Annotated in this window: 14 protein-coding genes; all 14 read left to right on the top strand. The window is 42.6% G+C overall.

Going from position 1 to position 15,631, the window contains the following annotated elements; translation table 11 throughout:
* The first annotated feature begins 69 nt into the window (after positions 1-69).
* The 14 genes from ACZ5C4_RS09045 to ACZ5C4_RS09110 all read left to right on the top strand — a co-directional run bounded on the left by ACZ5C4_RS09045 (position 70) and on the right by ACZ5C4_RS09110 (position 15,621).
* Positions 70-891, top strand: a complete 822-nt coding sequence (locus ACZ5C4_RS09045; protein ID WP_464520715.1) for a transketolase — start codon at positions 70-72, stop codon at positions 889-891.
* Positions 891-1,823, top strand: coding sequence for a transketolase family protein (locus tag ACZ5C4_RS09050; protein WP_464520716.1), 933 nt, complete (start codon positions 891-893; stop codon positions 1,821-1,823). Before ACZ5C4_RS09045 ends, ACZ5C4_RS09050 begins: the two co-directional genes overlap by 1 nt.
* Before the next feature lie 68 nt (positions 1,824-1,891).
* Complete coding sequence (locus ACZ5C4_RS09055) at positions 1,892-2,755, top strand: phosphogluconate dehydrogenase C-terminal domain-containing protein (RefSeq protein WP_464520717.1); 864 nt, start codon at positions 1,892-1,894, stop codon at positions 2,753-2,755.
* A 27-nt stretch (positions 2,756-2,782) separates the two neighbouring features.
* Entirely contained in the window at positions 2,783-3,751 is a 969-nt protein-coding gene (locus tag ACZ5C4_RS09060; RefSeq protein ID WP_464520718.1) for a D-2-hydroxyacid dehydrogenase, read from the top strand.
* Positions 3,752-3,920: 169 nt separating this feature from the next.
* The gene (locus ACZ5C4_RS09065; protein ID WP_464520719.1) at positions 3,921-5,162 is read left to right on the top strand and encodes a D-alanyl-D-alanine carboxypeptidase family protein; all 1,242 of its coding nucleotides are present in this window, start codon (positions 3,921-3,923) and stop codon (positions 5,160-5,162) included.
* 138 nt (positions 5,163-5,300) lie between these two features.
* Positions 5,301-6,191 (top strand): metallophosphoesterase, encoded by an 891-nt coding sequence (locus ACZ5C4_RS09070; RefSeq protein ID WP_464520720.1) that lies wholly within the window; start codon positions 5,301-5,303, stop codon positions 6,189-6,191.
* Between the two features lie 67 nt (positions 6,192-6,258).
* Positions 6,259-7,023: a segregation and condensation protein A gene (locus ACZ5C4_RS09075; RefSeq protein ID WP_186874554.1), complete on the top strand. Its 765-nt coding sequence runs from the start codon at positions 6,259-6,261 to the stop codon at positions 7,021-7,023.
* Positions 7,005-7,574, top strand: a complete 570-nt coding sequence (gene scpB, locus ACZ5C4_RS09080) for an SMC-Scp complex subunit ScpB (RefSeq protein ID WP_464520721.1) — start codon at positions 7,005-7,007, stop codon at positions 7,572-7,574. The genes ACZ5C4_RS09075 and scpB overlap by 19 nt, the downstream gene beginning before the upstream one ends.
* Before the next feature lie 59 nt (positions 7,575-7,633).
* Positions 7,634-8,884 carry a D-alanyl-D-alanine carboxypeptidase family protein gene (locus ACZ5C4_RS09085; protein ID WP_464520722.1) on the top strand — a complete coding sequence of 417 codons (1,251 nt, stop codon included), beginning with the start codon at positions 7,634-7,636 and terminating at the stop codon, positions 8,882-8,884.
* A 100-nt stretch (positions 8,885-8,984) separates the two neighbouring features.
* Positions 8,985-10,976: a 2-isopropylmalate synthase gene (locus tag ACZ5C4_RS09090; protein WP_464520723.1), complete on the top strand. Its 1,992-nt coding sequence runs from the start codon at positions 8,985-8,987 to the stop codon at positions 10,974-10,976.
* Positions 10,977-11,830: 854 nt separating this feature from the next.
* Positions 11,831-13,270 (top strand): acyl-CoA carboxylase subunit beta, encoded by a 1,440-nt coding sequence (locus ACZ5C4_RS09095; RefSeq protein WP_464520724.1) that lies wholly within the window; start codon positions 11,831-11,833, stop codon positions 13,268-13,270.
* 14 nt (positions 13,271-13,284) lie between these two features.
* The gene (locus ACZ5C4_RS09100) at positions 13,285-14,061 is read left to right on the top strand and encodes an OadG family transporter subunit (RefSeq protein ID WP_464520725.1); all 777 of its coding nucleotides are present in this window, start codon (positions 13,285-13,287) and stop codon (positions 14,059-14,061) included.
* Between the two features lie 16 nt (positions 14,062-14,077).
* Positions 14,078-14,449 carry a biotin/lipoyl-containing protein gene (locus ACZ5C4_RS09105; protein ID WP_464520726.1) on the top strand — a complete coding sequence of 124 codons (372 nt, stop codon included), beginning with the start codon at positions 14,078-14,080 and terminating at the stop codon, positions 14,447-14,449.
* 20 nt (positions 14,450-14,469) lie between these two features.
* Positions 14,470-15,621 carry a sodium ion-translocating decarboxylase subunit beta gene (locus ACZ5C4_RS09110; protein WP_186874547.1) on the top strand — a complete coding sequence of 384 codons (1,152 nt, stop codon included), beginning with the start codon at positions 14,470-14,472 and terminating at the stop codon, positions 15,619-15,621.
* The last annotated feature ends 10 nt before the right edge of the window (positions 15,622-15,631 follow it).

Consider the following 15,631-nt stretch of genomic DNA (forward strand, 5'->3'; position numbering starts at 1 on the left):
ATAGCTAAAAACATATGATGTTTTATGTTCGATGAATAAAAAGATTTATCAAATATAAGGAGGACTTTTATGAATACGGAGGAATTAAAAAAAATAGCCCAGGAACTAAGATTCCAGGCAGTTGATATGGTTTATAAAGGGAAGGATGGGCATCCTGGACCAGCCCTATCTATCGCGGACATTGTTACTGTTTTATATTTTGATAAGATGAACATTCGGCCGGAAGATCCAAACTGGGAAGACAGGGACAGATTTGTACTGTCTAAAGGACATTCCTGCCCGATTTATTACGCAGCTTTGTCGAAAAAAGGATATTTTTTGAAACCTATAAAAGATTTTAGGTTGCGCGGATTAGGAAGTATGTTCCAAGGACATCCTGTGATGAACAAGACCAAAGGCGTAGATATGACCTCTGGTTCCCTAGGAAATGGAATTGCAATTGCCAGCGGAATGGCTATTGCAGGAAAATACAGGAAGAAAGATTATATAGTATACTGCATTGCCGGTGATGGGGAATTACAAGAAGGAGTCTGCTGGGAAGGAATCAACGTAGCGGCTGGACATAAGTTGGATAACTTGATTGTATTTGCAGATAAAAATGGTTGGCAAAGTGGGGGGACTGTGGAAGAAACTGTCGGTTCCAATAACCTGGCAGCACGATTCAAAGCTTTCAGGTGGGATACTCAGGAGATTGATGGACACGACATGGACGCTATTAAAGATGCCATCGAAAAAGCTAAAGCAGTGAAAGGCATACCTCACGTAATTATATGCGATTGCATCAAAGGAAAAGGGGTGTCCTATATGGAGAACAACAATGCCTGGCATAAAGGTGTGCCGTCCGACGAGCAGTATGAGATTGCAAAAAAAGAATTAGGAGGTGCGAAGTAATGGCAAATTTTAAGGGAACAAGAGAGGCGTTTGCACATGCTATCATCGATATGGCGAAGACAGATGACCGGATTATGTTTGTTTCTCCGGATTCTCTGAAAGCAATGCGCGCGACAACATTTGCAGAATTGTACCCAGAACAATATGTAGAAGTGGGAATCGCGGAACAGGCGGCTGTGGATGTAGCAGCTGGACTTGCGTCTTGCGGGTTAAAGCCCTTTGTGGGAACATATGCCGGATTCTTGACTATGCGGGCATGCGAACAAATGCGTACGTTTGTGGCATACCCAAATCTGGATGTGAAATTTGTAGGCATCAATGCTGGACTTTTGGGAGGAGAGAGGGAAGGAGTGACCCACCAGTTCTATGAAGATGTGGGAATCCTATCCAATATCCCTAACTTTACCATTTTGACACCGGCGGATGGTCCGCAGACTTATCACGCTGTAAAGGCAGCGGCAGAAATTCCCGGTCCAGTCTATGTGAGAGCAGGAAGCGGAAGGGAAGTGGAAGTCTATGATAGGAAAACGTCTTTTACGATGGATGGTATTCGCATTCTGAAAGAATTTGGAAATGATACTTTACTTCTGTCTAGCGGTTTTGTTTTGGACAGAGTGCTGAGAGCAGCTGACCTGCTAAAGGAAGAAGGTATTTATGTAACGGTAGGTGATGTAAATATTATCAATGCGAAGGACCCTTCCAAAGTACTGGAAGCGATGGGCAAGGTGAAGAAGATCGTGACGGTGGAAGACCATAATATTCACGGAGGATTAGGAGCTTATATTAGTAAATTATCGGCAGAAAATGATCCAAAACAGATAAGGAGAATAGGACTTACCACATTCGGAGAATCAGGAGCTGCCGTCGAACTGGCAGATTACTACGGGTTTTCCGGAGAAGACATTGCTAAGGTGGTAAAAGAGAACTTATAAACGCATATATAGAGAAAGTAAGGACGCAGTTTTTTCGTGTAGAACTGTTTAGAGAAAGGAAAGGAAATATGGGAAAAATAACAGTAAGTGTAATCGGGGCAGGTGGAAAGATGGGCACCCGTACAAGTAATAATCTTGCAAAAAAACCGGAAGATTTTGAATTACTTCTTGTGGAATCATCTGAAGCAGGCATTAAAAGTGTAAAAGACAGAGGATTTGAGTTGACACCAGTGGAGGAAGCGCTAGCAAAATCAGATGTGGTTGTCTTCGCAGTGCCGGATACACTGATCGGAAAACTTTCAGATATGTATGTACCACAGTTGCAGCCAGGGGCAGGATTTATTATACTGGATCCAGCGGCAGCAGTGGCAAAGGAATTGACTCTGCGAGATGATTGCACATTCGGTGTGGCACATCCCTGCCATCCTTCTTATTTCTTAGACCAGGATACCTATGAGGCACGCCAGGACCGTTTTGGCGGGTGCGGCGGTAAACAAGACATTGTGATGTCTATGATTCAGGGAGAGGAGGAGCGTTTCTCGCAGTGTACGGAGGTTGTAAGACAGATGTATGCTCCTGTGGAACATGTATATGTGATGTCTTCTAAGCAGATCGCGTTCCTTGAGCCGACATTGGTAGAACTCTTAGGGGCAACTTGTCTGTACGCTATGGCAGAGACAGTGGAAGAGGCAGTGAAAAGGGGGATTCCGAAGGAAGCGGCTGTATCTTTCCTAACAGGGCATATTTACAATCTTTCTGCCAATTTCCTCGGCTATATTCCTGGAAATCCACCGGTATCCGATGCTTGTAAAGTAGCCATCGGACTTGGTAATCGCCTCGTTATGAGAGAAGACTGGAAGAAAATATGGGACGATGAAGTACTTGACAAAGTTATCGCTACCATGCTTCATCCAGATAATCCGCAGATTTGATATATGCGAAAAGTAGGAGGAAAAAGAATGAAGATAGTCGTTTTAGACGGATACTGCCTGAATCCAGGAGATTTATCTTGGGGACAGATGGAAGCATTAGGAATATGTACGGTATATGACAGAACTTCACTGACAGATATGGAAGAGATCGTATCTAGAATTGGGGACTCGGAGATTGTGTATACCAATAAGACACCTCTTACTAGAGAAGTGCTGGAGCGATGTCCGAATCTTAGGTTTATCGGCGTGCTGGCCACTGGGTACAATGTAGTAGATATAAAAGCCGCTAGGCAGAGAGGAATCCCTGTGGCAAACATACCGACTTATGGAACGGATTCTGTGGGACAGTTTGCTATTGCATTGCTTCTGGAAATCTGCCACCATATTGGGCATCACGACCAAGCGGTTCACCAGGGAAAATGGGAGAGCAACCCAGATTGGTGTTTCTGGGATTATCCTTTGATAGAGCTGGCAGGAAAGATAATGGGAGTTATTGGATACGGCCGTATCGGACAGGCTACGGGACGAATTGCACAGGCATTAGGTATGAAGGTGCTGGCCTATGATACATATAAGAATCTGGAACTGGAGACGGCAACCTGCAGATATGTAGAGTTGGAGGAACTGTTGGGCGAGTCCGACGTCATTGCACTTCACTGTCCGTTGTTCTCAGAGACAGAAGGCATTATCAACAAAAATAATATCAGTAAAATGAAAGATGGAGTTATCATTCTGAATAACTCCAGGGGACCTTTGATCGTAGAAAAAGATCTAGCAGAAGCGTTAGACAGTGGAAAGATAGCCGCTGCAGGGTTGGACGTCGTATCCATAGAACCTATCCGGCAGGACAATCCGCTTCTGACAGCTAAGAACTGCATCATCACTCCACATATTTCTTGGGCGCCAAAGGAGTCCAGGCAGAGGTTAATGGATATCGCGGTGGAAAATCTGAAGAAATTCCTGCAGGGAACCCCGATAAACATCGTCAATCCATAATGACAGATATGTTCAGTCCAGACAAAAAGCTATTTCATAGATATGACAGTGAAGGATGAAAGGGCAAAAACCGGTATTAATTGACCGCCCTTTCAGAGGATTTAGAGTTCTATTTTTTCACTCCCTTTACTATATTGGTAATAGACGATATAGTAGAGGGAGTTATTTTATGAAAACAGTTCTGGGAATACTCTTAAGCGCCTGTTTGTGTGTACAGAGTGTGTATGCGATGCCGGCGCCGCCGGATATTTTGTATGAGGAAGAGCAAGAAGAAACAACTGTAGAAACACAGGAAAATGAAGAAACAGAAGAAAGCGGCAAACAGGCGGCCGGCCCAGAAGTCAGCGCGCCGTCAGTGATTTTGATGGAAGCTTCCACCGGTACTGTCATTTACGAAAAGGATGCAGATACGGCAAGGCCGCCCGCCAGTGTGACGAAAATTATGACCTTGCTTTTGATTTTTGATGCATTGGAAGAAGGAAAGATTTCTTTGGAAGAAGAGGTCACGACCTCAGAATATGCCGCATCTATGGGTGGCTCACAGGTGTTTCTGGAAGTGGGAGAGAAGCAGACGGTGGATACAATGATAAAATGTATCTCTGTGGCGAGCGCCAATGACGCATGTGTAGCAATGGCAGAATACATAGCAGGGAATGAAGAAGAGTTTGTCCGCCAGATGAATGAGCGTGCCAAAGAACTGGGAATGGAAAATACAAACTTTGTAAATTGTAATGGGCTGGATGCAGATGGACATGTAACCAGCGCGAGGGACATTGCGCTAATGTCCAGAGAGTTGATCACAAAATATCCGCAGATACACGACTACTGTATGGTATGGATGGAAAATATTACACATACGACAGACAAGGGGAGTTCAGAATTTGGACTTACCAATACCAACAAACTGGTAAGGCAGTACGAGTATACGACAGGACTGAAAACAGGATCTACAGGAGATGCGAAATTTTGTGTTTCGGCGACAGCAGAGAAAAACGAAGTGGAATTGATTGCGGTTGTCATGGCAGCGGAGAATTCAAAGCTAAGATTTCAAGATGCTACGACATTGCTGAATTATGGATTTGGAAAATGTCAGGTATACCAGGATAAGGAGCCGGAGAAGATGAAGCCGGTTTCTGTAGAAGGCGGTGTACAAGAGAAAGTTTCTTGCAGCTATGCAGATACATTTTCCTATTTAGATACAACTGGGTCGAACCTAAACCAGATTACGAAAAGTGTGGATTTAAAGGAACCGGTAAAAGCGCCTCTAAAAAAAGGAGAACAGATAGGAAAGGTTGTATATAAATTGGACGGCAAAGAAATAGGCAGTGTTCCGATTATTGCAGGAGAGAATGTTGAAAAAGCAGGAGTTTTTGATTATTTAAAGGATGCTTTTAGACAGTGGTGTGTTTAATGCTGTTTCTATATATTTACTGAACACTAAGAGAAAACAAAGGCTGTACCAAAGGTGCCTTATGCCTTATAATAGAAAAAGGCAGTACCGATTTTATTGGACAGCGCAGTTGATGAAAGACTTAAGGAGGAGGCATAAGTGAGAGGAATAGGGATGCTGATTTCTGCTATGGCGGCAGTGGGTTTATGTATTGCAGAGATGTGCAGAGAGCAGAGATGCTTTCAGGTTACAAAATATATGTTTCAAACGGAAAAAGTTTCCAGCGTATCGGGAAAGATAAAAATTGTATTTCTTAGCGATCAGCATAATAAAGTATATGGAAATAAAAATAAAATATTGTATGAGTCTGTAAAAGCGGAAAAGCCGGATCTTATACTGATTGGCGGAGATATGCTGATTGGGAAAAAAGGGGTCTTGGCAGAGCCGGCATTGGACTTTGTGCGTCGGCTTCCGCTTATTTGTCCGGTTTATTATGCAAATGGAAACCATGAGCAGCGAATGAAAGAAAGGACTGCATATTTCGGAAATACATATCACGAATATAAGGAGAGGCTTCTAAAGGCAGGGGTTCACTTCCTGGAAAATGAAACAGTCCATCTGAAAATAAAAGGTACAGCTCTATGCATCAGTGGGCTGGAGCTGCCGCTGTATACATACAAAAAATTTCAGACATTTCCTATAAAAAAAGAGGATATAAGGAAACGGATTGGAACTGCTGCAAGGGATGAATTGCAAATATTGCTGGCGCATAACCCCGCTTTTTCAGAAATTTATAAAGAATGGGGGGCAGACCTTGTACTAGCAGGACATTTACATGGAGGGCTTGTCAGAGTACCGGGATTCAGAGGTATCATTACGCCGCAGCTTAAGTTATTTCCAAAGTATTCTGGAGAAATGAGAAAGGATAAAAATCAAGCTGTGATTGTGAGCAGGGGACTTGGCATGCATACAATTAAAATCCGTCTGTTTAACAAAGCAGAGGTTGTTTCTGTCTGCCTGTGTGGTCCGGATGGAAAGAATCACTTGTGAAATTAAGAAAATTCACTTATAATGAGTAACGTTGGTGTACAAGGACAAGCAGTAAGATGGAGGAAATATGGGGATTCCGGTAAAGCTGGAGGTGTTTGAAGGTCCGCTGGATCTTCTGTTGCACCTGATTGATAAAAATAAAATAGATATTTACGATATCCCGATTGTGGAAATTACAAATCAGTATATGGAATATATAAGGAACATGCAGAGGAAAGACTTAAATGTGATGAGCGAATTCCTTGTTATGGCAGCGACCCTTCTGGATATTAAATGCAAAATGCTGCTTCCAAAGGAAGTAAATGAAGAAGGGGAAGAAGAGGATCCACGTAAAGAACTGGTAGAACAGCTTCTTCAATATAAAATGTACAAATACATGGCGGAAGAATTAAAAGGACGACAGACGGACGCAGAGTGTGTGCTCTATAAAAATCCGACCATACCATTGGAGGTTAAGGAATATGAAGAACCGATAGATTTAGACATGCTGCTAAGGGATCTGACGCTTACGAAGCTGCAGGCAGTTTTTCAAGACGTTTTAAAGCGACAAGACGAAAAAATCGATCCGGTCAGGAGTAAATTTGGAAGGATTGAGAAAGAAGAAGTTACTTTAAATGACAAGCTTTCTTATATTAAAGAGTATATAGAAAAGTATCAAAGATTTTCTTTTCAAAGCCTGCTTGAAAAACAGAGAAGCAGAATACAGACAGTAGTTACGTTTCTTGCCGTATTGGAGCTTATGAAGCTGGGGACAATTCGGGTGGAGCAGGCAGGCATCTGCGATGAAATTATGATTGAAAGGAATGGACAAGGATGGAAATCGAAAAATTAAAGGGAATTATAGAAGCAATTCTCTTTACAATGGGTGATTCGGTAGAGCTTGAAAAAATAGCGGCGGCGATTGAGCACGATGAAGATACAACGCGAAGGATCATCCACAATATGATGGACTGCTACGAAGAAGAAAACAGAGGTGTGCGCATCATTGAACTTGACAATTCCTTTCAGATGTGCACAAAAAAAGAGGACTATGAATATTTGATCCGAATAGCCAAACAGCCAAAACGATATGCTCTTACAGATGTTTTGTTAGAGACACTTTCGATCATTGCTTATAAACAGCCAGTGACAAAACTAGAAATTGAAAAAATTCGGGGAGTTAAATCAGACCATGCAGTAAATAAACTGGTAGAATATGGGCTGGCAGAAGAGGCAGGAAGGCTGGAAGCGCCGGGAAGGCCGCTTTTATTTAAAACCACAGAAGAGTTTTTAAGAAGGTTTGGCGTGCAGTCTTTGGAGGAACTGCCTTCACTCAATGAAGAACAGATAGAACATTTTAAGGAAGAGGCAGAAGACGAGGTGCAGCTGAAGCTGGATATATAAAGTTCTATTTCCTAATGTAAAAGCATACATAGTAGTAAGGATGTGCTGTGGAGGAAAGAATGAAAAAAAGGATATTGTGTGCAGTTCTTTCTCTGGCGCTTTTTCTCTGCCTGTTGCCAGGAATCGTAATAAAGGCTGCACCGACAGAAGAAATAAAAAAGAAAATAGAAGAACCAGAGAATTTATACGCCCAGTCGGCAGTGTTAATAGATGCGGACAGCGGGCGTATTTTATTTGCCAAAAACGGACAAGAAGAACGTCCAATGGCAAGTACAACGAAGATTATGACGTGTATTCTGGCGTTGGAGCTTGGAAATATGGAAGAAAAAGCGGCGGCAAGCGCACAAGCGGCGGCCCAACCAGAGGTAAAACTGGGAGTGAAGGAAGGACAGGAGTTTTATTTAGAAGATCTTCTTTATTCTCTGATGCTGGAGTCTCACAACGATACGGCTGTTGTAATTGCAGAGCATATTTCGGGAAGTACAGAGAAATTCGCTGAAAAAATGAATGAAAAAGCAGAAGAATTAGGATGTAGCCATACATATTTTATCACTCCGAATGGACTGGATGCGCAGGATGAAATTGGCATTCACCATACTACGGCAGAGGATCTGGCTGTAATTATGAAATACTGTATTATGGACTCACCAAAAGCAGAGGAATTTCTTGCGATCACACAGACGAAGGAATATCAGTTTTCAGATTGTTCCGGAAATGGGAATTACCACTGCTCTAATCACAATGCATTTCTGAATATGATGGATGGAGCGCTCTCCGGAAAAACCGGATTTACTGCAGATGCAGGGTACTGCTATGTAGGAGCGTTATCCGATGGAGAAAGGACATTTATCGTAGCACTGCTTGCCTGCGGATGGCCAAATAATAAAGGATATAAATGGAGCGATACTAGAAAGCTTATGACATACGGACTTGAAAACTATCAATACAGGGACGTATGGAAAGAAATAGAAGAGAGCAAAGTTGTTGTAGAAAATGGTGTAACAGAAGATTCATTTCCGGGAGAAAAACTGGAAATAGAAACCAGAGTGAAGGGAAAAAGCTGTATGCTCCTTCTGCGGGAGGATGAGCAGGTAGAAGTGACCTGTGAAATGCCGGATAAATTGAAAGCTCCTGTACAAAAAGGATATGTGGTTGGAAAAGTTATATATACACTTGGAAATGAAAAGGTAGCAGAGTATGAGATTGTGACAGATGAGACAATTGCAGAACGTTCTTTTTCTTGGAGCTGTTCCTTTATTTTTCAGAATTATTTTTTGAACGAAGATAGGGAGATTAAAATAAATCAATAAAAATGATTAATTTTACCACTGGTATATATGGAGGCGCTGTGATAGTATAGGGTAAGATAAAAAAAGACAACCAAATTGATAAAATATAAGGAGAAAGAAAATGAAAAATTGTGCGAAATATGAGAGAACCTATTTCATGCCTCCAGAGGAATGCTATGACTGGGTAAAAAAAGATTATATAGAAAAGCCGCCTATCTGGTGCAGCGTGGATTTAAGAGACGGGAATCAGGCGTTAATTGAACCTATGAGCCTGGAGGAAAAATTGGAATTTTTCCAGCTTCTTGTAGATGTAGGTTTTAAGTCGATAGAGGTAGGATTCCCCGCGGCTTCAGAGACAGAATATCAATTTTTACGTGCACTGATAGAACAAAACATGATTCCGGATGACGTTACAATTCAAGTGCTTACACAGGCGAGGGAGCATATTATAAGAAGAACATTTGAGGCAGTAAAAGGAGCGCCACACGCTGTAATACATGTATACAATTCTACTTCTGTGGCACAGAGAGAACAAGTATTTAAAAAAGACAAAGAGCAGATCAAAAAGATTGCAGTGGACGGCGCGAAACTTTTAAAAAAGCTGGCACAAGAAACAGATGGAAATTTTACATTTGAATATAGTCCGGAAAGTTTTCAGGGAACGGAAGTAGATTATGCATTGGAAGTGTGCAATGCAGTTTTAAAAGTATGGAAGCCTACAAAAAAGAACAAGGCAATCATTAATCTTCCTACAACTGTAGAGAATGCGATGCCTCATGTATTTGCAAGCCAGGTAGAATTTTTCCATAAGCATCTTCTCTACAGGGAAAATGTGCTTCTTTCTCTGCACCCGCACAATGACAGAGGTTCAGGAATCAGTGATGCAGAGCTTGGAATCCTCGCGGGGGCGGATCGTATCGAGGGGACGCTCTTTGGAAATGGGGAGAGAACAGGAAATGTAGATATTATTACACTGGCTATGAATATGTTTTCCCAGGGAGTAGATCCGGGACTGGATTTTTCAGATATGAGTGATATATGTGAAGTCTATGAGCGCGTTACCAGAATGAAGGTATCACCACGTCAGCCTTATGCAGGAGAGTTGGTATTTACTGCATTTTCCGGTTCCCACCAGGACGCAATCGCCAAAGGAATGGCATGGCGGGAAGAAAAAAACTGTGAGACATGGACGGTTCCATATCTGCCGATTGATCCCCAGGATGTGGGCAGAAGATATGATTCGGACGTAATTCGGATTAACAGTCAGTCAGGAAAGGGCGGTATCAATTATATATTAAAACAAAGCTTTGGAATCAGTCTTCCGGAAAAGATGAAGGAGGAAGTGGGATACCTTGTAAAGGATGTATCGGACAAAGCACATAAGGAATTGACGCCAGACTGGGTATATCATATTTTCGAAGACCATTATATCAATGCAAAGAGTATTTTTACAGTAGATGCGTGTCATTTTAAACAGGAAGATGGAATTGTGGCAGAGGCGACGATTCATCATAAGGGAAACAACCGGCTGATTACAGGTGTGGGAAATGGACGTCTGGATGCAGTCAGCAATGCGATCAAACATTATTTTGACGTCAGCTATGAACTGGCCTTTTATGAGGAACATTCTCTGACAAAAGGCTCCTCTTCTCGGGCGGTTGCCTATGTAGGCGTTATCTGCAATAAAAAGAAATACTGGGGTGTCGGCATAGATGCCGATATTATTAAGGCATCTGTAGAGGCGCTGGTTGTAGCAGTCAATAAAATAGAAGAAATCGCTAATTTAGATTCCTGTAAAGATGAACGGCTTCTGGAGATTACAAATTACATTTATGCGAATTATAAAGAAGTGACCTTAGATGATTTGTCAGAGAAATTTTATCTCTCTAAGCCATACCTTTCTAAATATATCAAAGAAAAGTCCGGCATGACTTTCGGAGATATACTTAAAAAAGTAAGAATGAAAAAGGCAAGGGCATTGCTTAGGAGCAGCAACGCCACCGTAGAAAGCATTGCAGAATCAGTAGGTTATCAGAATGTAGAACACTTTAACCGCATATTCAAAAAAATGTATAATATCACACCAGTACAGTTTAGAAACAGAAAAGCTTAATATAAAGTTAACGAAGCAACAAGCAGTGCGAAAAGAATAGGAAGGCCCTGTGTCATGCTTGCATGTAAGCATGACACAGGGCCTTCCTATTTCTTTTCATTCGGCGACTGCCGATAGCGAAATGAAGCGTATGCGAAATTGAGCTGGGACTGCGAAAATTGGCAAAAAGATACGTGTGAAAGAGATGCTTTGCATCGTTCGTCAGGGCTTCGCCGAAATTCCTCACTCACGCAAAGCATCTCTTTCACACTCACACTTTCGCCAGCTTAAGTTTATAATTCGTAACGGAAAAAATCGGCTTCACGCTGCTATGCATTTCCAATCAGAAGTAGTATAGATACTTCTAATTGGAGGGCTATAACAACGTGAAGCCGTTCTCTTTTTTATGAATTTCAGTTAGGGCACCACCTTCCTATAGACGAAGGAAAAACTTCTGACTGGGAGTCTGTAGCAGCGTGAAACTAGTTCTGTTCTGTCTGAAATTGTGAATTTAATTGGGGAAGAACGTAAGCATAAAGAGAAGGCAGTGCATAAGCAGGGAATTTTAAGCGGAGCGTGGTAGATACAGATTGTTCTGTTTGTTAAGTGGGAAGCATGGAGTTCCAATGGACGATATGCTTCTTCACTGTTACAAACATTCAATCGGATTTACCACAGTGGAGCCCTGACCTGCGTTGCACTGCCTTCTCTTTTTGCGTACCATTCTTTTGTCAATTAACTTTATATTTCACTATGTGAAAAAAATGTCATTTTGTATATTTATGAATTGAAATTTTAGGACAAGTAGTATATACTAAAATAGGCAGAAATTTTGGTTTATGTAAAACAAATTTATTTATATGGAGGGCTAGAATATGAGCTACAATGCAACAGGAAACTCAGCAAGCAGAAGAATTGCCGCTATGCTTGATGAGGGAAGCTTCGTTGAAATCGGCGGTGCTGTTACGGCCAGAAGCACAGATTTCAATCTGCAGGAAAAAGAGACTCCGTCTGACGGTGTTATTACAGGGTATGGAGTTATCGATGGAAATCTTGTGTATGTATACAGCCAGGATGCCACTGTATTAAAGGGAGCAGTTGGCGAAATGCACGCAAAAAAAATTGCCAACATATATGATATGGCAATGAAAATGGGAGCTCCGGTTATCGGTCTGATTGACTGTGCAGGATTAAGACTGCAGGAGGCGACAGACGCCCTTGAAGCTTTCGGCAGTCTTTATTACAAACAGTCTATGGCATCTGGTGTCGTACCACAGATTACGGCAATTTTTGGTATGTGTGGCGGAGGTCTTGCAGTAGTGCCGGGACTGACAGATTTTACGTTTATGGAGAGCAAAGAAGGAAAATTATTTGTGAATTCTCCAAATGCACTGGAAGGAAATGAAATTTCTAAATGCGATACATCAAGCGCGGAGTATCAGAGCAAAACGGCTGGACTGGTGGACGGCATTGGAACAGAGGAAGAAATTCTCGGGCAGATTCGTTCTCTTGTGTGCATGATTCCGGCAAATTATGAGGACGACCTTTCCTATACAGAATGTACAGATGATTTGAATCGTGTCTGTGGAGAGATTGTAAATGCTGCGGAGGATACATCTATCGCGCTTTCTATGCTTTCTGACAGCCAGGTTTTCTTTGAAACAAAGAAAGAGTATGCAAAAGATATGGTGACGGGATTCATTCGTTTGAATGGAATGACTGTAGGCGCTGTGGCGAACCGTTCTAAAGTGTACAATGAGGAAGGAAAGGTTGCAGAGGAATTCGACTGTGCTCTTTCAGTAGACGGCTGTAAAAAGGCAATTGATTTCGTGAATTTCTGTGATGCCTTCTCTATTCCGGTACTCACGCTGACAAATGTAGCAGGATTTGCCGCAACAGTTGAATCTGAGAAGAACATGGCAAGGGCAGTCGCAAGAATGACGTATTCTTTCGCAAATGCGACTGTTCCGAAAGTAAATGTCATTGTGGGAAAAGCATATGGCAGTGCATATGTAGCTATGAACAGTAAATCGATTGGCGCGGATATGGTGTATGCGTGGCCGTCATCCGAGATTGGTATGATGGATTCCGCGCTTGCAGCAAAGATTATGTATGCGGATGCAGATGCGGACACATTAAAGAAAAAAGCGGCAGAATATAAGGAACTGCAGTCAAGCCCGGTTTCTGCGGCAAGAAGAGGGTATGTAGATGCAATCATCGAGCCGGCGGATACAAGAAAATATGTGATCGGAGCATTTGAAATGCTGTTCACAAAAAGAGAGGATCGTCCGGATAAAAAACACGGAACGGTTTAGTGAGGTGAGGCGAAGTGAAGAAAAAAATTAGTTTATTAGGACTTGTCCTCATTCTCGTCCTTGGATTTACAGGATGTGGCAGCAAGTCCTCTGATGCGGCAGAATATGATAAAGCAACTCTGGAAAGTCAGGCAGAGGCCATTTTGTTTAGTTTCAGCAACATGACGGACGCAGATTTTGAAGTCTTTGAAGACATGTCAGACTTAGAACTGAATCTGACATTGCTCCAATCAGGAATAAAAATGGAGCCGGCGGATTTTCTGACGATGATTGAGGCATGGAAAGCTGGACAGGAAGAATGTGGCACCTATCTTCAAAATGAAGCGTTTGAAATGGAGACTACAAATGAAGGCGTAAAGCTTACGGCACCGGCTGAATTTGAGGATAGAAGTGGGACAATCGAATTTGCATTTGATGAAGAAATGAATATGGAAAGCCTGACTGTCAGTGCAGAGTATTCAATGGGAGAAATTCTTGAAAAGGCAGGACTTAATACAATATTGGGAATGGGAACCGTATTCGTAGTACTGATTTTTATTTCATTTATTATTTCCCTGTTTAAACTTATCCCTGCAATTGAAAAGAAATTCAAAAAACAGGCAAAGACAGAAGCAAAGGCAGAGCCGGCAAAGGTGCCGGAGGCAGTAGAAGAATCTGTTGCGGAGCCTGATTTGGGAGACGAGGAGCTGGCGGCGGTTATCGCGGCGGCAGTTGCTGCTTCTGAAGGAACTTCTACGGATGGTTTTGTGGTTCGTTCAATTAAGAGAAGAAAATCAAATAAATGGAATTAATCAGGAGGAAATAAAAATGAAGAATTATACAATTACAGTAAACGGAAATGTATATGATGTGACAGTAGAAGAAAAAGGAGCAGGTGCAGCACCGGTAGCTCCAACACCGGCAGCGGCTCCAAAGGCAGCTCCGAAAGCAGCGCCGGCTCCGGCTCCAAAAGCAGCAGGAACAGGAAGTATCCAGGTAAAAGCAGGGGCGGCAGGAAAAGTGTTTAAAATTGAGGCAAATGTAGGACAGAGCGTTCAGGCGGGAGATCCTGTTGTTATCATTGAAGCAATGAAGATGGAAATCCCAGTAGTAGCCCCAGAAGCGGGTACAGTTGCTAGTATCGATGTAGCAGTAGGCGACGCCGTTGAAGCAGGAGCAGTACTGGCTACATTAAACTAGTTTACCAGGAGGTTTGACAAATGGAATATATTTCAAATACGCTGGGGAATCTTGTACAGCAGACTGCCTTTATGAACCTTACGGTCGGAAACCTGATCATGATTGGCGTCGCATGTATATTTCTCTATTTAGCAATCAGACACGGTTTTGAACCGCTTCTGCTCGTTCCGATTGCGTTTGGTATGTTGCTGGTTAATATTTATCCAGATATTATGCTTCATGCCGAAGATGCGGCAAATGGAACAGGCGGGCTTCTCTATTATTTTTATGTACTTGATGAATGGTCAATTCTCCCATCTCTGATTTTCCTCGGAGTCGGAGCAATGACAGACTTTGGCCCCTTGATTGCAAATCCGAAGAGCTTCCTGCTCGGTGCAGCAGCTCAGTTCGGTATTTTCGCAGCATATCTCGGAGCAATGGCGATGGGATTTTCAGACAAGGCTGCCGCGGCAATTTCTATCATCGGCGGGGCAGACGGGCCGACTTCTATTTTCCTTGCGGGAAAACTGCAGCAGACGGCAATTTTAGGACCAATCGCGGTGGCAGCATACTCGTATATGTCACTGGTGCCGATTATCCAGCCGCCGATTATGAAACTACTGACGACAAAGAAAGAACGTCAAATCAAGATGGAACAGTTAAGGCCAGTATCCAAACTGGAAAGAATTCTGTTCCCGATTATCGTTACAATTGTTGTATGCGTGATTCTGCCTACGACGGCTCCTCTGGTAGGTATGCTGATGCTTGGTAACCTGTTCAGAGAGTGCGGGGTTGTAAGACAGCTTACAGAGACAGCATCTAACGCACTGATGTATATCGTAGTTATTTTGCTTGGCACATCTGTAGGCGCAACAACAAGTGCAGAAGCATTCTTGAATTGGGATACCATCAAAATCGTAATCCTTGGATTGATTGCATTTGCATTTGGTACAGCGGCAGGGGTACTGTTCGGTAAGCTGATGTGTTGGGCTACTAAGGGAAAGGTAAATCCGTTGATCGGCTCTGCAGGTGTATCTGCGGTGCCTATGGCAGCCAGAGTTTCACAGAAAGTCGGAGCAGAGGCGGATCCTACGAACTTCCTGCTGATGCATGCGATGGGACCAAATGTTGCCGGCGTTATCGGTACTGCGGTTGCAGCCGGAACATTTATGGCAATCTTTGGCGTTAAATAAAAGTGGAGGA

It is taken from the genome of Mediterraneibacter flintii (assembly GCF_055387595.1).

Excerpts from the sequence above, each read along its gene's own strand:
- ACZ5C4_RS09045 (WP_464520715.1), top strand. The coding sequence starts at position 70 with ATGAATACGGAGGAATTAAAAAAAATAGCCCAGGAACTAAGATTCCAG.
- ACZ5C4_RS09050 (WP_464520716.1), top strand. The coding sequence starts at position 891 with ATGGCAAATTTTAAGGGAACAAGAGAGGCGTTTGCACATGCTATCATC.
- ACZ5C4_RS09055 (WP_464520717.1), top strand. The coding sequence starts at position 1,892 with ATGGGAAAAATAACAGTAAGTGTAATCGGGGCAGGTGGAAAGATGGGC.
- ACZ5C4_RS09060 (WP_464520718.1), top strand. The coding sequence starts at position 2,783 with ATGAAGATAGTCGTTTTAGACGGATACTGCCTGAATCCAGGAGATTTA.
- ACZ5C4_RS09065 (WP_464520719.1), top strand. The coding sequence starts at position 3,921 with ATGAAAACAGTTCTGGGAATACTCTTAAGCGCCTGTTTGTGTGTACAG.
- ACZ5C4_RS09075 (WP_186874554.1), top strand. The coding sequence starts at position 6,259 with ATGGGGATTCCGGTAAAGCTGGAGGTGTTTGAAGGTCCGCTGGATCTT.
- scpB (WP_464520721.1), top strand. The coding sequence starts at position 7,005 with ATGGAAATCGAAAAATTAAAGGGAATTATAGAAGCAATTCTCTTTACA.
- ACZ5C4_RS09085 (WP_464520722.1), top strand. The coding sequence starts at position 7,634 with ATGAAAAAAAGGATATTGTGTGCAGTTCTTTCTCTGGCGCTTTTTCTC.
- ACZ5C4_RS09090 (WP_464520723.1), top strand. The coding sequence starts at position 8,985 with ATGAAAAATTGTGCGAAATATGAGAGAACCTATTTCATGCCTCCAGAG.
- ACZ5C4_RS09095 (WP_464520724.1), top strand. The coding sequence starts at position 11,831 with ATGAGCTACAATGCAACAGGAAACTCAGCAAGCAGAAGAATTGCCGCT.
- ACZ5C4_RS09105 (WP_464520726.1), top strand. The coding sequence starts at position 14,078 with ATGAAGAATTATACAATTACAGTAAACGGAAATGTATATGATGTGACA.
- ACZ5C4_RS09110 (WP_186874547.1), top strand. The coding sequence starts at position 14,470 with ATGGAATATATTTCAAATACGCTGGGGAATCTTGTACAGCAGACTGCC.